The organism is Streptomyces sp. NPDC042364 (assembly GCF_056437585.1).
The window spans coordinates 150,772-175,769 of record NZ_JBWKAJ010000011.1 but is presented as its reverse complement, the minus strand read 5'-3'; the positions used below and the strand labels follow the sequence as shown (position 1 = coordinate 175,769).

General features: G+C 71.9%; 23 protein-coding genes. 15 read left to right on the top strand and 8 right to left on the bottom strand.

Features of this window, described 5'->3' with window-relative positions:
• The first annotated feature begins 33 nt into the window (after positions 1-33).
• The 3 genes from AC067N_RS23175 to AC067N_RS23165 all read left to right on the top strand — a co-directional run bounded on the left by AC067N_RS23175 (position 34) and on the right by AC067N_RS23165 (position 3,494).
• The gene (locus AC067N_RS23175; RefSeq protein ID WP_478680772.1) at positions 34-1,494 is read left to right on the top strand and encodes a CitMHS family transporter; all 1,461 of its coding nucleotides are present in this window, start codon (positions 34-36) and stop codon (positions 1,492-1,494) included.
• A gap of 55 nt (positions 1,495-1,549) precedes the next feature.
• Entirely contained in the window at positions 1,550-2,803 is a 1,254-nt protein-coding gene (locus tag AC067N_RS23170; RefSeq protein ID WP_478680771.1) for an MFS transporter, read from the top strand.
• 100 nt (positions 2,804-2,903) lie between these two features.
• A complete protein-coding gene (locus tag AC067N_RS23165; RefSeq protein ID WP_478680770.1) occupies positions 2,904-3,494 on the top strand; it encodes a hypothetical protein in 591 nt (196 codons plus the stop codon).
• Between the two features lie 206 nt (positions 3,495-3,700).
• Here the strand turns inward: AC067N_RS23165 and AC067N_RS23160 are convergent, their stop codons facing one another.
• Positions 3,701-3,997, bottom strand: a complete 297-nt coding sequence (locus AC067N_RS23160; RefSeq protein WP_478680769.1) for a hypothetical protein — start codon at positions 3,995-3,997, stop codon at positions 3,701-3,703.
• Between AC067N_RS23160 and AC067N_RS23155 the strand changes: the two genes are divergently transcribed.
• The 4 genes from AC067N_RS23155 to AC067N_RS23140 all read left to right on the top strand — a co-directional run bounded on the left by AC067N_RS23155 (position 3,921) and on the right by AC067N_RS23140 (position 9,151).
• A complete protein-coding gene (locus AC067N_RS23155) occupies positions 3,921-4,442 on the top strand; it encodes a class F sortase (RefSeq protein WP_478680868.1) in 522 nt (173 codons plus the stop codon). The genes AC067N_RS23160 and AC067N_RS23155 overlap by 77 nt on opposite strands.
• A gap of 433 nt (positions 4,443-4,875) precedes the next feature.
• A complete protein-coding gene (locus AC067N_RS23150; RefSeq protein WP_478680768.1) occupies positions 4,876-6,264 on the top strand; it encodes an aldehyde dehydrogenase family protein in 1,389 nt (462 codons plus the stop codon).
• A 140-nt stretch (positions 6,265-6,404) separates the two neighbouring features.
• The gene (locus tag AC067N_RS23145) at positions 6,405-7,490 is read left to right on the top strand and encodes a Zn-dependent alcohol dehydrogenase (RefSeq protein ID WP_478680767.1); all 1,086 of its coding nucleotides are present in this window, start codon (positions 6,405-6,407) and stop codon (positions 7,488-7,490) included.
• A gap of 263 nt (positions 7,491-7,753) precedes the next feature.
• Positions 7,754-9,151, top strand: a complete 1,398-nt coding sequence (locus AC067N_RS23140) for an MFS transporter (RefSeq protein ID WP_478680766.1) — start codon at positions 7,754-7,756, stop codon at positions 9,149-9,151.
• 42 nt (positions 9,152-9,193) lie between these two features.
• Here AC067N_RS23140 and AC067N_RS23135 read toward each other — a convergent pair whose 3' ends face one another.
• Together AC067N_RS23135 and AC067N_RS23130 are read right to left on the bottom strand one after the other, a co-directional pair.
• On the bottom strand, positions 9,194-10,213 hold the full coding sequence (locus AC067N_RS23135) for a DMT family transporter (protein ID WP_478680765.1): 1,020 nt from the start codon (positions 10,211-10,213) through the stop codon (positions 9,194-9,196).
• Between the two features lie 180 nt (positions 10,214-10,393).
• Positions 10,394-11,038: a TetR/AcrR family transcriptional regulator gene (locus tag AC067N_RS23130; RefSeq protein ID WP_478680764.1), complete on the bottom strand. Its 645-nt coding sequence runs from the start codon at positions 11,036-11,038 to the stop codon at positions 10,394-10,396.
• Between the two features lie 62 nt (positions 11,039-11,100).
• Here AC067N_RS23130 and AC067N_RS23125 point away from each other — a divergent pair, with 62 nt between their 5' ends.
• The 5 genes from AC067N_RS23125 to AC067N_RS23105 all read left to right on the top strand — a co-directional run bounded on the left by AC067N_RS23125 (position 11,101) and on the right by AC067N_RS23105 (position 15,134).
• Positions 11,101-12,252: an acyl-CoA dehydrogenase family protein gene (locus AC067N_RS23125; RefSeq protein ID WP_478680763.1), complete on the top strand. Its 1,152-nt coding sequence runs from the start codon at positions 11,101-11,103 to the stop codon at positions 12,250-12,252.
• Between the two features lie 72 nt (positions 12,253-12,324).
• The gene (locus AC067N_RS23120; RefSeq protein WP_478680762.1) at positions 12,325-12,612 is read left to right on the top strand and encodes a YiaA/YiaB family inner membrane protein; all 288 of its coding nucleotides are present in this window, start codon (positions 12,325-12,327) and stop codon (positions 12,610-12,612) included.
• Between the two features lie 160 nt (positions 12,613-12,772).
• On the top strand, positions 12,773-13,399 hold the full coding sequence (locus tag AC067N_RS23115; RefSeq protein ID WP_478680761.1) for a TetR/AcrR family transcriptional regulator: 627 nt from the start codon (positions 12,773-12,775) through the stop codon (positions 13,397-13,399).
• Between the two features lie 317 nt (positions 13,400-13,716).
• Positions 13,717-14,412, top strand: coding sequence for a glycoside hydrolase family 11 protein (locus AC067N_RS23110; RefSeq protein ID WP_478680760.1), 696 nt, complete (start codon positions 13,717-13,719; stop codon positions 14,410-14,412).
• Positions 14,409-15,134, top strand: a complete 726-nt coding sequence (locus AC067N_RS23105; protein WP_478680759.1) for a polysaccharide deacetylase family protein — start codon at positions 14,409-14,411, stop codon at positions 15,132-15,134. Before AC067N_RS23110 ends, AC067N_RS23105 begins: the two co-directional genes overlap by 4 nt.
• A 123-nt stretch (positions 15,135-15,257) precedes the next feature.
• On the opposite strand, the gene AC067N_RS23100 is transcribed toward AC067N_RS23105, so the two are convergent.
• Positions 15,258-15,719, bottom strand: coding sequence for a MaoC family dehydratase (locus tag AC067N_RS23100; protein ID WP_478680758.1), 462 nt, complete (start codon positions 15,717-15,719; stop codon positions 15,258-15,260).
• Between the two features lie 139 nt (positions 15,720-15,858).
• On the opposite strand from AC067N_RS23100, the gene soxR reads away from it, so the two are divergent.
• A complete protein-coding gene (soxR, locus tag AC067N_RS23095) occupies positions 15,859-16,359 on the top strand; it encodes a redox-sensitive transcriptional activator SoxR (RefSeq protein WP_478680757.1) in 501 nt (166 codons plus the stop codon).
• A gap of 133 nt (positions 16,360-16,492) precedes the next feature.
• Here soxR and AC067N_RS23090 read toward each other — a convergent pair whose 3' ends face one another.
• Positions 16,493-17,569, bottom strand: coding sequence for an RNA ligase (ATP) (locus AC067N_RS23090; RefSeq protein WP_478680756.1), 1,077 nt, complete (start codon positions 17,567-17,569; stop codon positions 16,493-16,495).
• Between the two features lie 135 nt (positions 17,570-17,704).
• Between AC067N_RS23090 and AC067N_RS23085 the strand changes: the two genes are divergently transcribed.
• A complete protein-coding gene (locus AC067N_RS23085) occupies positions 17,705-18,226 on the top strand; it encodes a hypothetical protein (protein ID WP_478680755.1) in 522 nt (173 codons plus the stop codon).
• A 113-nt stretch (positions 18,227-18,339) separates the two neighbouring features.
• Here AC067N_RS23085 and AC067N_RS23080 read toward each other — a convergent pair whose 3' ends face one another.
• On the bottom strand, positions 18,340-18,942 hold the full coding sequence (locus AC067N_RS23080) for a hypothetical protein (protein WP_478680754.1): 603 nt from the start codon (positions 18,940-18,942) through the stop codon (positions 18,340-18,342).
• A 347-nt stretch (positions 18,943-19,289) separates the two neighbouring features.
• Here AC067N_RS23080 and AC067N_RS23075 point away from each other — a divergent pair, with 347 nt between their 5' ends.
• Positions 19,290-22,106, top strand: a complete 2,817-nt coding sequence (locus tag AC067N_RS23075) for a penicillin acylase family protein (RefSeq protein ID WP_478680753.1) — start codon at positions 19,290-19,292, stop codon at positions 22,104-22,106.
• Positions 22,107-22,148: 42 nt separating this feature from the next.
• Here AC067N_RS23075 and AC067N_RS23070 read toward each other — a convergent pair whose 3' ends face one another.
• Positions 22,149-23,492, bottom strand: coding sequence for a serine-threonine protein kinase (locus AC067N_RS23070; protein WP_478680752.1), 1,344 nt, complete (start codon positions 23,490-23,492; stop codon positions 22,149-22,151).
• 132 nt (positions 23,493-23,624) lie between these two features.
• The gene (locus AC067N_RS23065) at positions 23,625-24,887 is read right to left on the bottom strand and encodes an exo-beta-N-acetylmuramidase NamZ family protein (protein ID WP_478680751.1); all 1,263 of its coding nucleotides are present in this window, start codon (positions 24,885-24,887) and stop codon (positions 23,625-23,627) included.
• Positions 24,888-24,998: the final 111 nt, after the last annotated feature.

The following is a 24,998-nucleotide window of genomic DNA, read 5'->3' as shown; positions in this document are numbered from 1 at the left end:
GTGGGAGTTCAAGGGCGAACGTTAGGTATCCACATGTTGACCATCCTCGGCTTCGCCATGATCGCGACCTTCCTGGTCCTGATCATGATGAAGAAGATGTCGCCGATCGCGGCGCTCGTGCTGATCCCCGCTCTCTTCTGCGTCTTCGTAGGGAAGGGCGCCAAGCTCGGCGACTACGTCATCGAGGGGGTGGGCAACCTCGCGCCCACCGCCGCGATGCTCATGTTCGCCATCGTCTACTTCGGCCTCATGATCGACGTCGGCCTCTTCGACCCGATCGTCCGAGGCATCCTGAAGTTCTGCAAGGCCGACCCGTTGCGCATCGTCATCGGCACGGCCCTGCTCGCCGCGATCGTCTCGCTCGACGGCGACGGCTCGACCACCTTCATGATCACCGTCTCGGCGATGTACCCGCTGTACAAGCGCCTGAAGATGAGCCTGGTCGTGATGACCGGTGTCGCCGCCACCGCCAACGGCGTGATGAACACGCTGCCCTGGGGCGGCCCGACCGCCCGCGCCGCCACCGCGCTCAAGCTCGACGCGGGCGACATCTTCGTCCCGATGATCCCGGCGCTCGCCGTGGGCCTCCTCTTCGTCTTCGTGCTCTCGTACTTCCTGGGTCTGCGCGAGCGCAAGCGCCTCGGCGTGCTGAGCCTCGACGAGGTCCTGGAGCAGGAGAAGATCGTCAAGGACGAGGAGAAGGACCAGCCCGAGGAGACCGTGCTCGTCGGCGCGGGCGCCTCCGCGGCCTCCGGCTCCGGTGACGACAAGGTCCGCACGGCGAAGACCACCGGCGGCGCCGGCTCCGGCACCGACGCCGACCCGGCCGACGACGACGTCGAGGACGTCCGCCTCCAGGGCCTGGACCCCAACCGCCCGACGCTGCGGCCCAAGCTGTACTGGTTCAACGCGCTGCTCACGGTCGCGCTGCTCACCGCCATGATCATGGAGTGGCTGCCGATCCCCGTGCTGTTCATCCTCGGCGCCGCGCTCGCGCTGACGGTCAACTTCCCGCGCATCCCCGACCAGAAGGCCCGGCTCGCCGCCCACGCCGACAACGTCCTCAACGTCTCCGGCATGGTCTTCGCCGCCGCCGTCTTCACCGGAGTCCTCCAGGGCACCGGCATGGTCGACTCCATGGCCAAGTGGATCGTCGACGCCGTCCCGGGGGGCATGGGCCCGCACATGGCCCTCGTCACCGGCTTCCTGAGCCTGCCGCTCACGTACTTCATGTCCAACGACGGCTTCTACTTCGGTGTCCTGCCGGTCCTCGCCGAGGCCGGTGCCGCCCACGGGGTCTCGCCCCTGGAGATCGCCCGCGCCTCCCTCGTCGGCCAGCCGCTGCACATGTCCAGCCCCCTCGTGCCCGCCGTGTACGTCCTCGTGGGCATGGCGAAGGTCGAGTTCGGCGACCACACCAGGTTCGTCGTGAAGTGGGCGGCGCTCACCTCGCTGGTGATCCTGGGCGCCGGAATCCTCATGGGCATCATCTGACGCATGCGCTTCATCTGACGCATGGGCATCAACTGAGCCAGGGAGAACCGTCATCATGAGGCCCGGCAGGAACCGCGGCTGGCTGCTCCGTCTCGTCATCGCCTTCACCTTCGCGCAGGGGGCGGTGTCGATGGCGCGGCCCGCCGTCTCCTACCGGGCCCTCGCGCTGGGTGCCGACGAGCGGGCGATCGGTGTACTCGCGGGGGTCTACGCCCTGCTCCCGCTGTTCGCCGCCGTCCCGCTCGGCCGCCGGACCGACCGGGGGCGGTGCGCCCCCCTGCTGCCCGTCGGCGTCGTCCTGATCGCCGGCGGCTGCGTCATGAGCGGTCTGGCGAACTCCCTGCCGGCGATGGCCGTGTGGAGCGGTGTGATGGGCCTCGGCCATCTCTCCTTCGTCATCGGCGCCCAGTCGCTGGTCGCCCGGCAGTCCGCGCCGCACGAACACGACCGCAACTTCGGCCACTTCACCATCGGCGCCTCCCTCGGACAGCTGATCGGCCCGATCGCCGCGGGCGCGCTCATCGGCGGCCCGGACATGGTGCGTACGAGTGCCCTGGCGCTGGTGGTCGCGGGCGCGGGCGCGGCGGTCGCCTTCACCTCGCTGTGGCGCATCGAGCGCCCCGTCGATCCCGCAGCCCGTGCGCAGCGGGCCGAGCGGGTCCCCGTGCACCGCATCCTGCGGACCAAGGGGGTGCCCGGCGGTATCTTCATCAGCCTCGCCGTGCTGTCGGCGACCGACATCCTCACCGCGTACCTCCCGGTCGTCGGTGAGGACCGGGGGATCGCGCCGTCCGTCATCGGCGCGCTGCTGAGTCTGCGTGCGGCGGCCACCATCGCGTGCCGTCTGGTGATGACGCCCATGCTGCGCCGGCTCGGCCGCACCGCGCTGCTCACCGTGACCTGTGTGCTCGGGGCCCTGCTCTGCGCCGGGATCGCGGTGCCGGTACCGGTGTGGGCGCTGGCCCTGATCCTCGGCGCGCTCGGTTTCTGCCTGGGGGTCGGACAGCCGCTGTCCATGACGACGGTCGTGCAGGCCGCTCCCGACGACGCCCGGTCCACCGCCCTCGCCCTGCGGCTGACGGGCAACCGGCTGGGACAGGTCGCGGCGCCCGCCGCGGCGGGGCTGGTCGCCGGGGTGGCGGGCGTGGCCGCGCCGTTCGTGATGCTCGGCGCGCTGCTGCTGCTCTCGTCGGGGATAGCCCTGCGCTCGCAGGCCGGGCCCGGGCGGGAAGCGGGCGGGCAGGGCGGCACCGCCGAGCAGGACGGCCCCGGCCCCGGGGCGGCCCTGGGCCGAAAGAGGGATATCTGACGAGGCGTGAGGCGCGGCGCCCCCCACCCTCCCGGGGATATGACAGAGAGTCAGGTCAAAGCGTGATTTATATGACAATCACCTGACTCGGAGGTCTCGCATGTCCACCCCGTCACGCCCCCGCCGCGCCCAGGCGCGCGCGAGTGCCGCCGTCCTCGCGACGCTCACCGCCATGGGAGCTTCCCTGATCATGGCACCGGCCGCCGCCGCGGCGCCGGGCGACCCCGACGTCAAGATCCACAAGGTGGGCTTTCCGTTCAGCAGCCAGCGCAACCAGCCGGTGGTCTGCGACTTCTACCTCGCCGCCTTCAACTTCCGCCCGACGCAGAGCATCGCCTGGTCGATCCAGCGGCTGCCCCTGGTCCCCAGTGCCGGTCCCGTCGCCGAGGGTGCCATCGTGCCGGACGCCGACGGCAGCGGACACACCCCGCCGGTGGTGCCCGACGGCGGGGTGCGGTTGCCGACGGGTGACTACCGGCTCACCTGGCGCGTCATCGGCGACCCGGCGGCGCCCCGGACCAGGGACTTCACCGTCAGCTGCCCGCTCGGCGGTCCACCGGCCGGCGGCGGCGGCCTCGCCATGACCCAGGACTTCTCGCCGGTCGCCGGGGCGGCGACCGTGGGCTTCTCCGCGGTCGGCGGGGCGGCCTATCTGCGGCTGCGCCGTCGCCGCGCCGATGGCGCCGCGTAGACGCGCCCCGAGGCCCTGGTACCGGACGCGCGCCTACCGCCTCACACGGACGATCGTGCTGACCGTCGTGCTGGTGGTGAGCGTCGCGAACTGGGCGACGGACGAGGAGCGGGCCGGCCCCACCCCGGCCGACCTCGCCGGGGCCCAGCGGGGGGGGGGGGGGGGGGGGGGGGGGGGGGCCCCCCCCCCCCCCCGGCGCCCCGGTACTACACACCTCCACGTTCCACGCCGTCGCCCGCGGCGCGCCCGAAGACGGCGACCACGCCCCGCACACCACCGCGCGCGACCGCCGCACCCGAGGCGCCTTCGCGTCCGGCGTCCGCGTCCGGCGGGCGTTCGCCCGGCTCGCCTTCGCCGGGGGCGGCCTCCGGGCCCGCCCGCCCCACCACCACGCGGCCGGCGGCCTCCGGGCCCGCCCGCCCCACCATCACGCGGCCGGCGAAGCCGGGTGGACCCGCCCGGCCCCGAACGCTCCCGTACTCGCCGGCGAAGACCCTCGCCATCCCCTACCTCGGTATCAAGGCCCCGGTCATGGGGCTCCGCCTCGACCGCGAGGGGCGGCTGCCCGCGCCACCGGACGACAAGCCGAAGCTGGTCGGCTGGTACTCGGCCGGCCCCGCGCCCGGCGGTCCCGGCACGGCGGTCGTGGTCGGCCATCGCGACACCCGTACGGGACCCGCCGTGTTCGCCGCGCTGGAGATGGTCGGACGCGGCCGGTCCGTCGAGGTCCGGCGCGCCGACGGCCGTACCGCCGTCTACACGGTGGACGCCGTGAAGACGTACGAGAAGGCCCGCTTCCCCAACGAGGTGGTCTACGGCACCCGTAACCGCCCCGAGCTGCGCCTGATCACCTGCGGCGGGGCGTACGACCGGAGGAAGGGCTACGCGAGCAACGTGGTCGTCTTCGCCCACCTCACCGAGGTCCGGGGTCCCGCGCGCAGGGGGTGAACCGGCGCGTGGGGGAGCGGCGGTCGGCTTCCCAGGCGGCTCCGGGGGCGTCCGGACCCACGCCAGGCTTGCGCCGGGGCGGCCGACGCCGCGGAGCCGGCGATCGGCAGGCGCGCCCTGGGGCACGCGGTCCCGCCGGTGGTGCCTCCCAGGCTCTTGGGCACCGGGGGAGGACGGCACCGGCCCCACACACACCGTCCGGGGCGTCCGGCTGAGCGACAGCCCTGGCGGCAGCCCACTGCCGCTCAGTCGCCGGGAACGGTGGACGGCCGCACACGGGCCGGCTTCCGTGGCGGGCGCCTTGCCTGAAAGGGAACTTCCGCGACGCGGGCCCCGGCGGGCGGGGCGGTCGTCACATCTGCTCGCTCTGGTGCCGGAAAACTATCAGAGCTAGTTTTTGGTGCGGACCATCGGCGCACCGGAAGGCACCACGATGAAGGCACACGACGGCATGTACATCGGCGGGGAGTGGCGGCCCGCCGTAGGCACCGGCACCATCGAGGTGGTGAACCCGGTCGACGAGCGGGTGATCGGCCGGGTCCCGGCCGGCACCGCCGAGGACGTCGACGCCGCCGTACGCGCCGCCCGGGCCGCCCTGCCGGGCTGGGCCGCGACACCGCCCGCGCAGCGCGGGGCGGTGATCGGCGCGCTGCGGGACGCGCTCGCCGCCCGCCGGGAGGAGATCGCCGAGACGGTCACGGCCGAGCTGGGCTCGCCGCCGTCGTTCTCCCGGAAGGTGCACGCGGATCTGCCGATCACGGTCGCGGGCTCGTACGCCGAACTGGCCGCGACGTACGCCTTCGAGGAGAAGGCCGGCAACTCGACCGTGCTGCACGAGCCCATCGGCGTCGTAGGCGCGATCACGCCCTGGAACTACCCGCTGCACCAGGTCGTCGCCAAGGTCGCCCCGGCGCTCGCGGCCGGCTGCACGGTCGTCCTGAAGCCCGCCGAGGACACCCCCCTCGTCGCCCGGCTGTTCGCGGAGGCCGTGCACGAGGCGGGGGTGCCCGCAGGGGTGTTCAACCTGGTCACCGGGCTCGGCACCGTCGCCGGGCAGGCCCTCGCCGCGCACGACGGCGTCGACATGGTGTCCTTCACCGGATCGACGGCGGTCGGCCGCGGCATCGGCGCCACCGCAGGCGGGGCGATCAAGAGGGTGGCCCTGGAACTCGGCGGCAAGTCGGCCAACGTCATCCTGCCGAGCGCCGACCTGGCCCAGGCGGTCAACGTCGGCGTCGCCAACGTCATGTCCAACTCCGGCCAGACGTGCAGCGCCTGGACGCGGATGCTGGTGCACACCTCCCAGTACGAGCAGGCGGTCGAGCTGGCCGCGGCCGCCGCCGCGAAGTACGGCGAACGCCTCGGCCCGCTGGTCAACGCCAAGCAGCGGGACCGCGTGCGCGGGTACATCGAGAAGGGCGTCGCCGAGGGCGCCCGGCTGGTCGCCGGCGGCCCCGGATCCCCGCGTGGGAAGGGCTACTTCGTCAGCCCCACCGTCCTCGCCGACGTGACACCCGAGATGACCGTCGCCCAGGAGGAGATCTTCGGTCCCGTGCTGTCCGTCCTCCGCTACGAGGACGAGGAGGACGCGCTGCGCATCGCCAACGGCACGGTGTACGGGCTCGCCGGCGCCGTCTGGGCGGCCGACGAGGCCGAGGCGGTCGCCTTCGCCCGCCGCATGGACACCGGCCAGGTCGACATCAACGGCGGCCGCTTCAACCCGCTGGCGCCGTTCGGCGGTTACAAGCAGTCGGGGGTGGGCCGCGAACTGGGCGCCCACGGCCTGGCCGAGTACCTCCAGACGAAGTCGCTCCAGTTCTAGAGCGCGGTCGCCTGGCGGGGCGGCGCCGGTTCCCGGCGCCCGCCGCTTCCGCCGAGCCGCTTCCCGGGCAAGATGTGCCGTTGCCGTTGCCGTTGCCGTTGCCGTTGCCGTTGCCGTAGCTGTAGGAGAGCCGTTCCGTCATGACTGTTCGAGCCGCCGTACTGCCCGCCGTCGGGGCACCGTTGGAGATCGCCGAGATCGAGCTGCCGGAGCCAGGGCCCGGCCAGGTCCGGGTGCGGCTCGCCGCCGCCGGGGTCTGCCACTCCGACCTGTCGCTGTCCGACGGGACGATGCGGGTGCCGGTGCCCGCCGTACTCGGGCATGAGGGGGCGGGGACGGTGCTGGCCGTCGGGGAGGGGGTCACCCATGTCTCGCCCGGTGCCGGGGTCGTCCTCAACTGGGCCCCTTCCTGCGGCGGTTGCCATGCCTGCTCGCTCGGGGAGGTGTGGCTGTGCGCGAACGCGCTGGCGGGCGTGGGGAACGTGTACGCCCGGCGCGCGTCCGACGGCACCGACCTCCACCCCGGCCTCAACGTGGCCGCGTTCGCGCAGGAGACGGTGGTGGCCGCCGGCTGCGTACTGCCTGCCCCGGACGGAGTTCCGCTCGCCGACGCGGCCCTCCTCGGCTGCGCCGTCCTGACCGGGTACGGGGCGGTCCACCACTCGACTCGGGTGCGGGCGGGTGAGACCGTCGCCGTGTTCGGGGTCGGCGGGGTGGGGCTCGCGGCGCTCCAGGCGGCGCGGATCGCGGAGGCGTCGCGCATCGTGGCGGTGGACGTCTCCCCGGCGAAGGAGGAGCTGGCGCGGGCGGCCGGGGCGACGGAGTTCGTCGTCGCCTCCGAGGACACCGCCCGTGAGATCCGTGCGCTGACCGGGAAGCAGGGGGTGGACGTCGCCGTGGAGTGCGTGGGGCGGGCGGTGACGATCCGTACGGCCTGGGAGTCCACGCGGCGGGGCGGCCGTACGACGGTCGTCGGGATCGGCGGCAAGGAGCAGCAGGTCACGTTCAACGCGCTGGAGATCTTCCACTGGGGGCGCACCCTGTCCGGCTGCGTCTACGGCAACTCGGACCCGGCGCGTGATCTGCCGGTGCTGGCCGACCATGTCAGGGCCGGCCGTCTCGACCTCGGTGCGCTGGTCACGGACCGCATCTCGTTGGACGACATCCCGGCGGCGTTCGACAACATGCGCGCGGGCAAGGGCGGCCGGGCGGTGGTGACGTTCTGACCTGAGGGGCTCCGCCCCGCCGCCCCCTCGTTCCCGCCGGTGGCCGAGGGGGCGGTTTCGGCTGCGTGCGGACGTGCGGGGTGGGTGGCGGCCGGCCGCGGGGAACCGCACGGGAAACCCCCACCCACCCGCATCCGCCGACGAACCGCGCACCCCCGAGTCGCCGGGCACCCGGAACCCGATCGTGCAGAACCGTTGACCCGCATACCGTCCGGTCAGTACGTTCCCCCGCAACGTCCCCGCACCCACCGGAGTGTGCACGCATGGACACCGCTCCTTCTCCCCGTCCCCAGCAGCCCGAGCCCGAGCCCGGCACCAGCCCCGCCCAGGCCGCCACCCCCGACCCCCGCCACCGCCGCAAGGTCGCCACGGCCGCGGCACTGGCCTCGGCCGTCGAGTGGTACGACTACTTCGTCTTCGGCATAGCCGCCGCCCTGGTCCTGGGCGACCTGTACTTCCCGGCCGGCAGTTCCTCCGCGGGAGTCCTCGCCGCGTTCGCCACCTTCGCCGTCGGCTTCCTCGCCCGTCCCCTCGGCGGAATCGTCGCCGGTCACCTCGGCGACAAGCGCGGCCGCAAGCCGATGCTGGTGCTGGCCCTCACCCTGATGGGCCTCGCCACCACCGGCATCGGGCTCCTCCCCACGTACGAGACGATCGGGATCGCCGCGCCGGTCCTGCTCGTCCTCCTCCGAGTCGCCCAGGGCGTCGCCGTCGGCGCCCAGTGGGGCGGCGCGATGCTGCTCGCCACCGAGTACGCCCCCGAGGGCAAGCGCGGGGTCTACGGCAGCTTCGTCCAGCTCGGCGTGCCGATCGGTGTGGTGAGCGCCAACACCGTGTTCCTCGTCGTGGGCGCCACCACCAGTGAGACCGCGTTCGCCGCGTGGGGCTGGCGCATCCCCTTCCTGATCGGCCTGTTCGTCCTCGGCCTCGCCTGGTACATCCACCGCCGGGTCGAGGAGACCCCCGAGTTCCGGGCGGCGGAACGGGCGCTGGCGGACAAGGAGAGGAGCGAGAAGAGCTCACCGCTCCGGACGATCCTCCGCGGGCACCTCGGCACCGTCCTCCTCGCCGGCGGCTCGTTCGCCGTGAACACCGCGACGTTCTACATCCTCATCACCGGCGTCCTCGACTACACCACCCGCGAACTCGACATGAGGCGCGGCGCCGTCCTCGCCGTCTCGCTCTGTGTCAGCCTCACCCAGCTGGTCCTGATCCCCGCCGCCGCGGCCCTCTCCGACCGGGTCGGCCGGATCCGGATCTACGCGTTCGGCGCGGCCGGCATCGCCCTGTGGGCCGTGCCCCTCTTCCTGCTCATCGACACCGGGTCGCTGGTGTGGCTGGCCGTCGGCACCTTCGTCGCCAGCTGCTTCCTCAGCATCATGTACGGGCCCCAGGCCGCCCTGTTCGCCGAGCTGTTCACACCCGAGATGCGTTACACGGGGGCCTCGCTCGGCTACCAGATCGCGGCGGTGTTCGGCGGCGGTCTCGCCCCGTTCCTGATGGTGCTGCTCCTGGAGGCCACGGGCACGTCCATGGCGGTGTCCGGATACATCATCGTGCTCTCGGTGGTGGCGCTGCTGTCGATCAGGGTCCTCGCCCGCCGGGCGGGTACGCGGCCGGAACCGGCGCCACGGACGGAGCCCGCGGAACAGGTCGGTTAGCCGCCGACACGTGTCAGCCAGGTCCCGCCCGCCCCTTGGCGCCTAGGAGGTCTGCCCACGCTGTGGCCGTGGCTCCGGAACCGTGTCCGGAGCCACGGCCACGGCCACATCCGTCCCCTCGGCCACTCCGGTCACCCCCGCGGCGTCGGTCGCACCCCGCGCCCCCGACCGCGGCCGGGAGCGCGACACCGCCACACCCGCCAGGCACAGCGCACCACCGGCCAGGGTGAGCGGCCCCGGTACCTCACCCAGGGCCAGCCATGACATCAGGACGACCAGCGCGGGCACGGCGTACGTGGTCGCGCCCATCCGGCTCGCGGTCGTACGGGCCAGGGCGTACGCCCAGGTCGTGAACGCCAGCGCGGTCGGGAAGACGCCCAGGTACACCATGTTGAGCGTCGCGGAGACCGGCGCGTGGGCCGCCTCCCGTACCAGCTGTCCGGCGAACGGCAGGCACAGCACCGCGCCGACGAGACAGCCGAAGGTGGTCACCTGGAGGGCGCTCGCGGAGCCCAGCGCCGGCTTCTGCGCCACCACGCCGCCCGCGTACGCCACCGCCGCGAGCACACACAGCACGACTCCCAGCACCGACGCCCCGCCCCCGCCGGACATCGAAAGACCCACCGCGGCGGCGCCCGCGAACGACACCGCCATCCCCGCGAGCAGCCGGGGTGGCATCGGGTCGCCCAGCAGTCGGGCGCCGAGCAGGGCGATGAGGAGGGGGCCGATGTTGACGACCAGCGCCGCCGTCCCCGCGTCGACCTGCTGCTCGCCCCAGTTCAGGGCGACCATGTAGACACCGAACCAGAGTGCCCCGGACACGGCGATCCCCCGCCACGCGGCCCGCGGCGGCCATCCCTCCCGCCGCACCGCCCAGATCAGCCCGAGCGCCACCGCCCCTGCCGCCAGCCGACCCAGTGCCAGCGCCCCTGGCGAGTACGCCTTCCCGGCACTGCGGATGGACACGAAGGCCGACGCCCACAACACGACGGTCACCAGGGCGGCCGCGCCGGCGAGCAACTCGGCCCGGCGGGCGCGACGGGCCCGGGAGTTCTCTGTCATGCCCCCAAGCTAGGCGGCCGGCCGCGGGAGGGCTCGCGGATTTCGGACGCCCAGCTGGGAGGGCCGGCCCGCCGGGGCACGGGCGCAGGACCCTGCTGCGCCCGTACCGACCTCCGTCCGCCTGAGGGTTGTCCCGTAATTCCCGGCGTCGGGCGCCCGCCGGGGATTGCGGGACAACCCTCAGGAACCCTGCCGCACCACCCGCTCGTACTGCGCCGCGAGCCCCTCCAGCAACGCGTTCAAGCCCGCTTCGAACGCCCGCTCGTCGACCTTCTGCTGCTGTTCGGCCAGCAGATGCGCCTGACCGAGATGCGGGTAGTCCGCAGGGTCGTACGCGCTCTCGTCGTCCACGAACCCCCCGGCGAACGACCCGAGGGCCGACCCCATGATGAAGTACCGCATCAGCGCACCGATGGACGTGGCCTGCGCCGCGGGCCACCCCGCGTCGACCATGGCGCCGAAGACCGCGTCCGCCACGCGCAGCCCGGCGGGGCGCCGTCCGGGCCCCCGCGCGAGGACGGGCACGATGTTCGGGTGGTCGCGCAGGGCGCTCCGGTAGGAGAGCGCCCAGTCGTGCAGCGCGGTGCGCCAGTCGCGACCGTCCTCGAACATCGACAGATCGACCTGGGCGCTCACCGAGTCGGCGACCGCTTCCAGGATCTGGTCCTTGGTGCGGAAGTGGTTGTAGAGGGAAGGCCCGCTCACCCCCAGCTCGGCGGCGAGCCGCCGGGTGGAGAGGGCCGCCAGCCCCTCCGCGTCGACCAGTTGACGTGCCGTCTCCACGATGCGGTCGGTGCTCAGCAGGGGCTTGCGCGGTCGGGCCATGGCGCACATAGTAGGGGTGCGCCATTAAACTAGCACTGGTAATTAAGAAGGGGTGGGCCGTCGTGAACCTGGAGCTCAGCGAGGAGCAGACCGCCGCCCGCCGACTCGCCCGGGACTTCGTGGAGCGCGAGATCGCCCCGCATGTCGTGGAGTGGGACCGCGCCGAGAGCGTCGACCGGTCGATCGTGAAGAAGCTCGGCGACGTCGGCTTCCTGGGTCTCACCGTCGACGAGGAGTACGGCGGCTCCGGCGGCGACCACCTCGCGTACTGCCTGGTCACCGAGGAACTCGGCCGCGGTGACTCCTCCGTGCGCGGCATCGTCTCCGTCTCCCTCGGCCTGGTCGCCAAGACGATCGCGGCCTGGGGGAGCGAGGAGCAGAAGAGGCGCTGGCTGCCGGGGCTGACGGCGGGGGAGTACGTCGGCTGCTTCGGCCTCACCGAGCCCGGCACCGGCTCCGACGCCGGCAACCTCGCCACCCGCGCGGTCCGCGACGGCGACGACTACGTCCTCGACGGCACCAAGATGTTCATCACCAACGGCACCTGGGCCGATGTCGTCCTCCTCTTCGCCCGCTCCACCGACGCCCCCGGCCACAAGGGCGTCACCGCGTTCCTCGTCCCCACCGACACCCCCGGCCTGACCCGCCGCACCGTCCACGGCAAGCTGGGCCTGCGCGGCCAGGCCACCGCCGAGCTGGTCCTGGAGGGTGTCCGCGTCCCCGCCTCCGCGATGCTCGGCCCCGAGGGCAAGGGCTTCGGTGTCGCCATGTCGGCGCTCGCCAAGGGCCGGATGTCGGTCGCCGCGGGCTGCGTCGGCATCGCCCAGGCCGCACTGGACGCGGCGGTCCGGTACGCCGGCGAACGCGAGCAGTTCGGCAGGCCGATCGCCCACCACCAGCTCGTCCAGGAACTCCTCAGCGACATCGCGGTCGACGTCGACGCCGCCCGGCTGCTGACCTGGCGCGTCGCCGACCTCGTCGACCGGGGCCTGCCATTCGCCACCGAGGCGAGCAAGGCCAAGCTGTTCGCCTCCGAGGCCGCCGTCCGCGCCGCGAACAACGCCCTCCAGGTCTTCGGCGGCTACGGCTACATCGACGAGTACCCGGTCGGCAAACTCCTGCGCGACGCCCGCGTGATGACCCTGTACGAGGGCACCAGTCAGATCCAGAAGCTCCTCATCGGGCGGGCGCTGACCGGTGTGTCGGCGTTCTGAGTACCCGGGGCGGTCCGGGACTGAGTATCCGGACGGATGTGGCATGCCCCACATCCGTCGATCCTGGTCCCCATGAGTGAGACACCGGTCAAGCAGCAGAACACGGCCGCCTTCTACGGGCAGGCCGTCGCGTCGTTCGCCGTCGCCATGGCGGCCACCGGCATCGGCATCTACAACCTGGACGCCGACACCTGGGTGCGCGCGTTTCTGGCCATCGCGGTCCTGTACCTCGTGACCTCGGCCTTCACCCTGTCCAAGGTGATCCGCGACCGGCAGGAGGCCGGGCAGATCGTCAGCCGGGTCGACCAGGCCAGGCTGGAGAAGCTCCTCGCCGAGCACGACCCCTTCGAGAAGCTCTGACGGCCCTCCCCGCCGTCCGCGAGACGTGCCCGGCCCACCGCCGCCGTACGGCGGCGCACTCCGTCTGCCCCTCCCGCCCACCCCGCTGAGCGGGCACTCTAAGCGCTCGCTCACCCTCGGCGGTATGGTGGTGCCCAGCCAGGGAAGGGGCGAACGATCGATGAATACGGCGGAGGAGACGGCCGGCGGCGAGCCGCAGCCGTGGGGCGAGGTCAGCCCGGACGCGGCCCGGCGGCTGCTGGTGGCCGCCGTGGAGGCCTTCGCCGAGCGCGGCTACCACGCCACGACGACCCGTGACATCGCGGGCCGCGCGGGCATGAGCCCGGCCGCGCTCTACATCCATTACAAGACGAAGGAAGAGCTGCTCCACCGGATCAGCCGCATCGGCCACGAGAAGGCCCTCGACGTCCTGCGCACCGCGGCCGACTCCGAGGGCACCCCGGCCGACCGCCTCGCCGAGGCCGTACGCTCCTTCGTCCGCTGGCACGCCGGTCAGCACACCGTCGCCCGTGTCGTCCAGTACGAGCTCGACGCGCTGGGCCCCGACGCCCGCGCCGAGATCGTCGCCCTGCGCCGCCAGAACGACGCGGCCGTCCGCGGCATCATCGAGGACGGCGTCGCCGCCGGCGACTTCGACGTCCCCGACGTCAGGGGCACCACCGTGGCGGTCCTCTCCCTCTGCATCGACGTCGCCCGCTGGTTCAACGTCAACGGCCCGCGCACGCCCGACGAGGTGGGCGCGCTCTACGCCGACCTGGTCCTGCGCATGGTGGGCGCCACGAAGTAGGGGCGCCTGCCCCCTGGCAGTCCTCGCATCAGCCGCCCGGCTCGTCTCCATGACGCCGGGCGGTTTCGGCATGGTTCGGTCCGGCCTTCGAAACATTCGAAGTCACGCTCACTCCTTTGGATCTTCGATTCCCCGGCAGTGGTGAATGAAATTTCCAGGGTTCGGTGATCAAGGCTTCTGCACAGGTAAAACGGCTTTCCGGTACTCCATGAGGTAGGGCGAATGTTTCGGGATCATTGCCGAAACCATTGACAGTTGACAGGGGCAGTTCAACACTCCCGGTGACAGGGCTCCACGAGAGGGAGGAAGCACGCCACATGAACGACGCACCCGCACCCGCGCCCGGCAACCCCAGCCGCAGGCTGTTCCTCGGCGGCGTCGGCGCCACCGCGCTGGCCGCCGCGACCACGCTCACTCTGCCCGGCACCGCCCACGCCGACACGGTCGTCACCAGCAACCAGACCGGCACGAACAACGGTTTCTACTACTCGTTCTGGACCGACGCCCCGGGAACCGTCTCCATGACCCTGGCCGGCGGCGGCGCCTACCGGACCTCCTGGCGCAACACCGGCAACTTCGTCTGCGGAAAGGGCTGGAGCAACGGCTCCCGCAGGACGGTGACCTACTCGGGCAGCTTCAGCCCGTCGGGCAACGCGTACCTGTGCCTCTACGGCTGGACCTCGAACCCGCTCGTCGAGTACTACATCGTCGACAACTGGGGCACCTTCCGGCCCACGGGGACCTACCGCGGCACGGTCAACAGCGACGGCGGCACGTACGACATCTACCGGACGACGCGGTACAACGCGCCGTCCGTCGAGGGCACCCGCACCTTCGACCAGTACTGGAGCGTCCGTCAGTCGAGGCGGACCGGCGGCAGCATCACCACCGGCAACCACTTCGACGCCTGGGGCCGGGCCGGAATGCCCCTGGGCAACTTCCGCTACTACATGATCATGGCGACCGAGGGCTACCAGAGCAGCGGCAGCTCCAGCATCACGGTCGGCGGATGACGATGGCCGTTCCGTTCCCGCCACGTTCGTCGGCACGTCCGTCCCGGCGCCGGTCCGTACGTTCACTGGTGGCGCTCCCGGCCGCCGTCGTGATGGCCGCCGTGGGCCTCCTCGGCGCCGGCACCGCCGCGCCCGCAGAGGCCGCCGCCTGCAACGGGTACGTCGGGCTCACCTTCGACGACGGCCCGACCGGCAACACCCCGGCCCTGCTCAACGCGCTGCGGCAGAACGGGCTGCGGGCCACGATGTTCAACACGGGCCAGAACGCGGCGGCCAACCCGGCCCAGGTCCGCGCCCAGGTCTCCGCCGGGATGTGGGTGGCCAACCACAGCTACACGCACCCGTATCTGACCCGGCTCTCCACGGCGCAGATCGACTCGGAGCTCGCCCGCACCCAGCAGGCCGTCGCGAACGCGGGCGGCGGCACTCCGCAGTTGTTCCGGCCGCCGTACGGGGACACCAACGCGACGGTGAAGTCCGTCGCGGCCGGGCGCGGCCTGACCGAGATCCTGTGGAACGTCGACTCGCAGGACTGGAACAACGCGAGCGCGGACGCGATCGTGCAGTCCGTCGGCCGGCTCACCAACGGGCAGGTCATCCTCATGCACGACGGGCCCGCGAACACGCGTGCGGCGATCCCGCGCATCGCGCAGACGCTGGCCGCTCGCGGTCTGTGCGCCGGGCGGATCTCGCCGCAGACCGGACGCGCCGTGGCCCCCTGAGCCCGGTGACGGCGGCCCGCCCCGGCGGGCGACGCCCGACCGGGGCGAGCAGCGGCCCCGTGGCGCGGCGGTCACCTCCGCCGCGCCACGGGGCCGGCTCGGAAGCCGCGCCACATCACCGGCTCAGAAGTAGTAGCGCGACACGGACTCCGCCACGCACACCGGCTTGTCGCCGCCCTCGCGCTCCACGACCACCGCGGCGGTCACCTGCACACCGTCGCCGACCTCCGTGACGTCCTGGAGGGTCGCCGTGGCCCGCAGCCGTGAGCCCACGGGGACGGGCGCTGGGAACCGCACCTTGTTGGTGCCGTAGTTGACGCCCATCCTCACGTTGTCGACCTTCAGTACCTGGGGCACGAACAGCGGAAGCAGCGACAGGGTCAGATAGCCGTGGGCGATGGTCGTGCCGAAGGGCCCTGCGGCCGCCTTCTCCGGGTCGACATGGATCCACTGGTGGTCGCCGGTGGCCTCCGCGAAGAGGTCGATCCGCTTCTGGTCGACCTCCAGCCAGTCGCTGTACCCCAGCTGCTCGCCCACCGCCGCCTTCAGCTCCTCGGCGGACGTGAAGATCCTCGGCTCTGCCATGTCCCGGCCTCCCGCATCCCGGATGCCACCGCATCCGCGTCAACCCTGTCCCATATGCCTAAGCAACTGCTTAGCATGGTCGGGTGGACGACTCCTGTCAACGGACGCGGTGCCGCCCGGTGTCGGTAGGCTCGGAGGGGTGCCCCAGATTCCAGAGAAGATCCACGAGTTGACCGTCGGCCAGCTGTCCGCCCGTAGCGGTGCCGCCGTCTCGGCCCTGCACTTCTACGAGTCCAAGGGGCTGATCAGCAGCCGCCGCACCGCGGGAAACCAGCGCCGCTACACCCGTGACACCCTGCGCCGCGTCGCCTTCGTGCGGGCCGCGCAGCGCGTCGGCATCCCGCTCGCCACGATCCGGGAGGCGCTCGCCGAGCTGCCCGAGGAGCGCACGCCCACCCGGGAGGACTGGGCGCGTCTGTCCGAGGCATGGCGCTCCGAGCTCGACGAGCGGATCAAGCAGCTCAACCGGCTCCGCGACCACCTCACCGACTGCATCGGCTGCGGCTGTCTGTCCCTGGCCACCTGTGTGCTGTCCAACCCCGACGACGTCTTCGGCGAACGGCAGTCCGGGTCCCGGCTCATGGTCGAGCGCCGGACCGGCACGGCGGCCGAGCCCCACACCGGTACGACCGCCGAGTAGCGGGCCCGAGCGGACGGGGAACGGCGAGCGCCCGGGCGCGGCGAGCACCCGGGCACGACCGGCGAGCGGCCGTTCCCGGGCCTATGGCCGAGGGGTCCCCCGAAGTCCCCCGAAGATCCCGTGGGGGGCCTCATCACTCGTACTCGGTGCCGCCCTTGCGGGTCAGATACGCCGGGCTGACCGCCTTGGCGATGGCCCGCCCGCCCGTCACCGGGCTGTACCGCTCGACGGCCGGCCGGATCACCACGCCCTCGCGCAGATGCAGCTCCCGCCCGGAGACCGTCTCCCGGCCCGTCGCGACCTCCAGCACCCGGTCGATGGCGTACGGACCTTCGTACAGCCGCGGTACGAGGGGCAGTTCGCCGTCGAGCAGATCGGCCAGCTCGGCGGTGTCCAGCCAGCGCACCCGGCCGTCGATCTCCGCGGAGACGTCGAACACGGCGTAACCGAGGGTGTCCCGCCGACCGTCGGCGCCGTACGTCAGGTCCTGCACCCCCGCGCCGTACACCTCGCCGAAGACGCCGACCCGGCGTGCGCCGAGCCGCCGCGCGAGCCGGGCGGCGACCTCCGGGACCCCGTGGCCGTGGACCGCGCGCCAGTACAGGTTGCGCGCATCCTCCTTCAACGCCAGGGACTTGGAGCCGAAGCCCTTCGAGGAGACCTGGACGCGGCCGTCCTCGGCGAGATACGTCACCAGGCAGGCCGAGCCGTGCAGCTTCTCCGTGAGGACCACCGGCTCGCCGGGCGTGAAGATGTCCGGGTAGCGCTGGATGTTCTCGATGTCGACCCAGGGCAGCAGTTCCGGCGCCGACTCGACCTCGCCGCTCATCGTGGGCGGGATCGGCGGCACCCACTTCACGATGCCGAGCCGCTCCGCGAAGTCGGTGCCCTCGGCGACCGCCGCCGTCAGGTCCACGTCGGCCAGCGCCTTCGGCCGGCACACGATGCCCTGCGAGAGCTCGCCCCGCAGCCGTACCGCCTTCACCCGGTCCGACCTGGAGCCGGCGAGCCGCCCGGTGAGCCCCAGCTCCTCGATCAGCCCGGCCGGGAGCACCGACTGCTCGGGGATGTAGACGGCGGTGTCACCGGTGCGGTACGCGCCCTTCGCCACGACGGCGCGGTACAGGCCCACTTGGGCCAGCTCCAGCGCGTCGGCGTTCGGGTGTTCATGGATCGTCAGCACTTCGGCGGTGACGCGCAGCGTCGACATCGGGCACTCCTCGTGTGCTCAGCTCGGTTTCATCGCCCCCAACTGTCCGTATGGGAAAGGGGTGGAGCGACAGAATTTGCGGCTGGTAGGGTCGCGCGCCCCGGAGCGCCGGCCCCGGCACGAAGAGGAACGTCGATGAGCGTCGTCATTTGTTCGCTGAAGTGGGAGAGCGCGCGCTCGGGGGCCCAGCGGGTCAGTTACGACGCGGACGGCTACCACCTGGTGCGCTTCCCGTACGGGCTGACGGAGGAGTCGTACGACCCGTGGAACATGCACGACCCGGCGAACGGCGGTGACACCCCGTCGGAGTTCCCCGACCCGCGCTCGGGACTGATCTGGCCCAGCCACGACGGCTGGGGTGTGCTCTCCGCGATGGTGTTCTGGGACGCGGACCCGCGGGCACGGGAGTACCGGGCCCGCTTCGTGCGCGACCCGCTGAACATGACCGAGCAGAGGTACGACTCGACGGGCACCACCGACAGCGCGCTCACCGGGGGCGGGCAGTTCCGTACGTACCTGTGGCAGATGTTCGTGCGCAGGGGCATGCCGCTCGGGCTGAAGGTGACGGCGCGTGGGCTGGGGGACACCACACGGACCACGCCGCTCACCCTCGCCGAGTTCAAGCTCGCCATCCACACGGACGTCGAGGAGCCGTAGCCGACGGCACCGGGGCCGAAGAGGCCGAAAGCCCCCGGCGGGACCCCCGGAGACGGCGGTTGCCACGCCGTGCCTGCACGGGGGTGCGGCATCCCCGGCGCACCCCCGGCGTGCTACGCCGACACCAGCATCCGTACGCGCCTGGTTCCGGCCAGGGCCTCGGGTGTCAGTACCGGTCGAGGCACCACGATTCCGCACTCCGTGCAGACCGGGCCCGCGGACGGTTCATGGGCCAGGTCGTACTTCCAGACGAGGCGCTCGCCGTCGCACACCGGGCAGGTCGAGCCCGGTTCGCGCTCCAGCGCGGCGATGAGCCGGCGCAGCACCTCCGCGAGGGGTTCGTCGGGATGGACCTTCGGGTCGTCGCACCAGGCGACCCCGAAGCCGCCCCAGGTCAGCCGGTGCCAGTCGTCGACACTGCCCGGCCTGCGCAGCCCGTCGTGCTTCTCCCTCTTGCGGCGCCGCGCGAACTGCACCTCGTAGTCGAGCCAGACGGAGCGGGCCTCCTCCAACTCGTCCAGTGCGGCCACGAGCCGCGCTGGATCGGGGTTGCGGTCCTCGGGGCCGAACCCGGCCCGGGAGCACAAGTGGTCCCAGGTCGCCCGATGCCCATAAGGGGCGAACCTTTCCAGGCACTTGCGCAGCGAATAGCGCCGCAGTGCCAGATCACACCGCGGATCGCGCACCTGTCTTGCCAGACTCCGGAAACCGGCCATCGCCCTGCACCTCCGTCACACCTGCACTTGTACTTCGGTCACTTCGGCGTCGTGCTCGGAACGTCGCGCGACATCGCCGAATAGACGTATCGACATGCGATTCGGCTCCATCCGATTTCCGATGACCCCCATAAGTCGTCTACTGAGCCGTTCATGGACCGTTCCTGCCTACATCCGACTGTTGTTGACTTCTTCTTCCTGCTTACGACTCCTTCCGAGGACCTGTTCACGTTGTCAGTCACCTGTACCGGGTCGCGGGGATCCCAAAAACGTGACGCATGTTCACTTTCGAAGCTGGGGATACCGGCGGTAACATCCGGCCCCACCCCCCCTCGGGAGGAGCTGCCATGCCCTGGCGTACCCCACGCACCTCACGCATCGCGGACGGAGTGAGAACTCCCCGTGGATTCCCGGAGTTCCTCAAGGCCGCCTCCGTATGCGCACTCGTCGCCGGTCTTCTGTCCCCTCTTTCCCCGGCTGCCCAGGCGGCGGCCGACGACACCAAGGCCGCGGCGGCCGCGGCGGCCGCCGCGAACGACCACTGCGGCGGCCAGTGCTCGGACATCCTGCCGCCGGGCCAGAACGGCAACGCCACCCTCGCCCAGATCCTGCTCAACCAGGCCTTCGGCAGCATGCCGGAGAACGCGAGCAACCAGCTCGGGCCCTACAACAACCTCGCCAAGGGGTACACCGGGCTCACCAACGCCACGATCAACACCTTCTTCAACGACGCCTCCTTCGGCGTCGCCGCCGACCAGGTCGCCTCCACCGTGAAGCCCGCCGGACGCACCGACGTCACGATCGTCCGCGACAAGAAGACCGGTGTGCCGCACATCACGGGCACCACCCGCTACGGCACCGAGTTCGGCGCCGGTTACGCCGCCGCCCAGGACCGGCTGTGGCTGATGGACGTCTTCCGGCACGTAGGCCGTGGCAAGCTCACCCCGTTCGCCGGCGGCGCCCCCTCCAACCAGGGCCTTGAACAGGAGTTCTGGCGGCACGCTCCCTACACAGAGGCCGATCTGCAGGCCCAGATAGACAAGGCCGTCGCCGCCAACGGCGACCGCGGCCGCCAGGCCCTCGCCGACGTCAACGCCTACCTCGACGGCATCAACGCCTACATCGACGCCTCCGACAGCGGCCGCTACTTCCCCGGCGAGTACGTCCTGACCGGCCACAAGGACTCCATCACCAACGCCGGCACCATCGAGAAGTTCAAGCCCACCGACCTGGTCGCCCTGGCCTCCGTCATCGGCGCCCTCTTCGGCTCGGGCGGCGGCGGCGAGGTCAACAACGCCCTGTCCCTGCTCGCCGCCCAGGAGAAGTACGGCGTCACCGAGGGCACCAAGGTCTGGGAGTCCTTCCGCGAGCGCAACGACCCCGAGGCGGCCCTGACCGTCCACGACGGCAGCTTCCCCTACGCCACCAGGCCCGCCGACCCGCAGGGCATGGCCCTGCCCGACGACGGCGCCGTCACCGAGGAACCCCTGGTGTACGACCGCACCGGCAGCGCGGCCGGCACCGCCTCCAAGGGCGTCTCGTCCAAGGCCACCGACAGCGCCCTCAGCTCCGCCCGGCGCGGGATGTCCAACGCGCTCGTCGTCGGCGGCAAGCACACCGCGAGCGGCCACCCCATCGCCGTCTTCGGCCCCCAGACCGGCTACTTCGCCCCGCAGCTGCTGATGCTCCAGGAGATCCAGGGCCCCGGCCTCAGCGCCCGCGGCGCCTCCTTCGCCGGACTGAGCATGTACGTCGAACTCGGCCGCGGCCAGGACTACGCCTGGAGCGCCACCACCTCCGGCCAGGACATCATCGACGCGTACGCCGTCGAGCTGTGCCAGGACGACGTCCACTACCTGTACCACGGCACCTGCACCCCGATGGAGAAGGTCGAGCAGACCAACGCCTGGAAGCCCACCACCGCCGACTCCACCCCGGCCGGCTCGTACCGCATGCAGGTCTGGCGCACCAAGTACGGCCCCGTCACCCACCGCGCCACGGTCGGCGGCAAGAAGGTCGCCTACACCACCCTGCGCTCCTCGTACATGAACGAGGCCGAGTCGATCATCGGCTTCCAGATGCTGAACGACCCGGACTACGTGAAGGGCCCCGAGACCTTCCAGAAGGCCGTCCAGAACATCAACTACACCTTCAACTGGTTCTACGCCGACTCCCAGCACACCGCGTACTACAACAGCGGCGACAACCCGGTGCGCGCCACGGGCGTCGACGCCGAGTTCCCCGCGTGGGCGCGGGCTCCGTACGAGTGGCGCGACTGGAACCCGGCCACGAACGTCGCCGACTACACCCCGCCCTCCGAGCACCCCAACTCCGTCGACCAGGACTACTACATCTCCTGGAACAACAAGCAGGCCAAGGACTACCCCTCCGCCCCCTGGGGCAACGGCTCGGTCCACCGCGGCAATCTGCTCGACGACCGGGTGAAGCGGCTCGTCGCGGCCGGCGGGGTCACCCGGGCATCCCTGACCAAGGCCATGGCCGAGGCGGCCCTCGTCGACCTGCGCGCCGAGGACGTCGTCCCCGACCTGCTGAAGGTCGTCAACAGCAGCCCCGTCACCGACTCCGCCGCCGCGGCCGCCGTCAGCAAGCTTCAGACGTGGGTCACCTCGGGCTCGAAACGCACGGAGACCTCGGCCGGTTCGAAGACATACGCCGACGCCGAGGCGATCCGCATCCTGGACGCCTGGTGGCCGCTGCTGGTGAAGGCCGAGTTCGAACCCGGCCTCGGCACGGAGCTGTACACCGCCATGACCGCCAACCTCCCGATCGACGAGTCCCCGTCGGCCGCGCACGGCCCGACCGGCTCGCACGCCGGCAGTTCCTTCCAGTACGGCTGGTGGAGCTACGTCGACAAGGACATCCGCGCGGTCCTCGGTGAGTCCGTGCAGGGCCCGCTCGCCCGGAAGTACTGCGGCGACGGCACCCTCGGCGCCTGCCGCACCCTCCTGATCAACACCCTGAAGGAGGCCGCCGGCAAGACCGCCGCCCAGGTCTACCCCGGCGACGAGTCCTGCTCGGCGGGCGACCAGTGGTGCGCCGACGCGATCATCCACCGGACCCTGGGAGGCATCAAGCACGGCAGGATCAGCTGGCAGAACCGGCCGACCTACCAGCAGGTCGTGGAGTTCACCTCGCACCGGTGACGACCGGCCGCGCAGGGTGACTCCCGTGCGGCGGCGGGCCGTTCAGACGACACGGCCCGCCGCCAGCACGATCCGTGCCAGCTCCCGGTGACAGATGTCGCTGTGCGCGCCGGACGGCGCGCCGCCGCGCCGGACGACCGCCGACGCGTCGACGTTCACGCAACCGGACGCGGGGAGCCGTCCCTCGAGGGCGTCGGAGAGCTGGAACGAGCGGGTGCCCTTCACCGCCCGGATCCCGCCGTAACCGAGCGCGCCCCACTTGGCGCCCAGCAGGCTGTTCACGCTCAGGCCCCGCACCGCCCGCGCGTCGCCCGCCATCCGTGAGGCCAGCGGATAGATCGTGCCGAGCGCCGAGTCGTGCCGGGAGTGGCAGCACACCAACGGGCCGTCGATCCGCTTGTGCAGGCCGTTCAGCACCCCGCTCGCCCGCGGGTCGTGGGGCAGCCGCGCCGCGAACGCGTAGTGGGAGAACGCCGCCTGGAGAAGCGTCACCGACTTCACCGCGCGCACACCGCGCGGCAGCCCCCGCAGCGCGAACGACACCAGACGCGCCCCGAAGCTGTGCCCCACGAGATGGACCCGTACGTCCGGTGCCCCGACCGCCATCTGCCCGAGCAGCCGCCCGAGCCCACGCTCCCCGACCGTCCCGGCCCGCCGCTTCATCGCGTAGTACGTCGCCTGACGCAGCAGTTCATGGGCTCCGTCCCAGGCCTGAGGTGCCCGTACGGCGACATCGGTCGGCACGGCCGAGGGGTCGTTGGCGGACGCTCCTGCTCCCTCGACCTCCGCCAGCGCCGCCGCGAACTCCGCGCACACCCGCGCCGTGTCCCCGCACAGCATCCCGGGCGTGCCCTCCGGCATCCCCTCGGCCAGCGTGTCCGCGGTGAACGCGCCCTGCGGCCCCTGCGGCGGCACCTCCACCAGCAGCCGCACCAGCCTGCCGAACTCCTCCAGCGAGTCTCCCTCGTCCGGACGTCGCTCCAGCAGCCGCGCGAGCCGCTCCACGAGCACGGCCCGCCCCGGGAACACCTCCAGCAGTGCGTGCCGGGTGGGCTTGTCGAGCGCGGGACGGGTGGGCGCCAGGGCCACCGCCGGCCTGAAGTCCGGGATCGGCTCGTCGGAGAACCGCATCGAGGGCCACAGCACCCCGACGTACCCGAGCCGCGCCCGCGGGGCGAGCGCCGGGAACGGGGCGAAGAACCTGCTGTACATACCGGTGGCCCCGGACCGGTCGCTGTTCCAGCCGTGGGCGAAGACGACCAGGTCCGTCACCCCGCGCCGCAGCACCCCGCCGAGCAGCCGGTCCCGTTGGCCGGTGTCCACGTCACCGTCCGCGTCGAAGGTCACTTCCCAGTAAGGCGTCACGCTCATGTCCGCAACCGCCATGACGAGCCCCCTTCGGCCCCGTTGGTGCGCTCAGGCGCATGGTCCTGCCAACGGCGAAGGATGGCCATACGTCACGTACGGTCCGATTGCGGTTGCCGGCGGACCGGGTGCCGCCCGGCACGCGGGGCCCGGTCACCGGTAGAGCAGATACTCCTCGCGCACCTTCCGGAACGCCGCGAGCTCCTCCCGCCAGCCCGCCACGACCTCGTCGGTGTCCGCCCCGGCGTCGATCATCGTGCGCACCCGCGTCGACCCGGTCAGCTTGTCGATCCAGTTGTCCGGACGCCAGGCGAAGCCGCTCCACACCTTCTTCGCGGTCACGAGCAGACCGATCCCGGTGCGCACGGGGTCGTACGCCGTCCGGTCGTGGACATGGATCTGTACGCCGCCGACGGTCCTCCCCTGGAACTTGGAGAACGTGGGCGTGAAGTACGCCTCCCTGAAGTGGGCGCCCGGCAGGCCCAGTTCGTTCGCGGCGGCGGCCCACCGCCGGTCGATGCCCTCCGCGCCCAGCAGCTCGAACGGCCGGGTGGTGCCCCGCCCCTCCGACAGGTTCGTCCCCTCGAAGAGGCCCGTCCCCGCGTACACGAGCGCCGTGTCCGGTGTCGGCATGTTCGGGCTCGGCGGCACCCAGGGCAGCCCCGTGGAGTCGTAGAACCGCGATCGCCTCCACCCGGCCATCAGCACCGTCTCCAGCGGTACGGGCTCCTCCAGGAACTCCCCGTTGAACAGCCGCGCCAGTTCCGCCACGGTCATCCCGTGCGCCTGCGAGACCGGCTGCCGCCCGACGAACGTCGCGAACTCCCTGTGCAGGACGGGCCCCTGCGCCGACCGCCCCGTCACGGGATTCGGCCGGTCGAGCACGACGAAACGCCTCCCCGCGAGCCGGGCCGCCTCCATGCAGTCGTACAGCGTCCAGATGTACGTGTAGAAGCGGGCGCCCACGTCCTGGATGTCGAAGACGACGGTGTCCACACCGGAGGCGGTGAAGATGTCCGCGAGCGGGCGGCCGCTCTTCTGATACGTGTCGTACACCGGCAGCCCGGTGGCCGGGTCGTCGTGGCGGCCCTCGGAACCGCCGGCCTGGGCCGTGCCGCGAAATCCGTGCTCCGGGCCGAAGACGGCTCTCAGGTCCACGCGCTCGTCGGCGTGCATGACGTCGACGATGTGGCGGGCGTCCCTGGTGACGCCGGTGGGGTTGGTGACGATGCCGACCTTCTGGCCGCCCAGCGTCTGGTAGCCCCCGGCCGCCAGGCGCTCGAACCCGGTGCGCAGCTGCCGTCCCCGCCGGTCGGTGCCGGCCGGCGGGGCGGTGGCCAGACGGCCCGCGGTGGCGGCCGAGGAGGCGGTGGCCGCCGTCGAGGCTGCGAGGAAGGTGCGGCGGGAGAGGCGCATGGGGTGACCTCCGGGGTCGCGGTCGCGGGAAGCGGCGTCCCTGCAAGCTAAGCGCTTCCGCGGAGGGTTTGTCAGGCCGCGGGACCGTGGTGGCCGGTAGCGGTGTCCCCA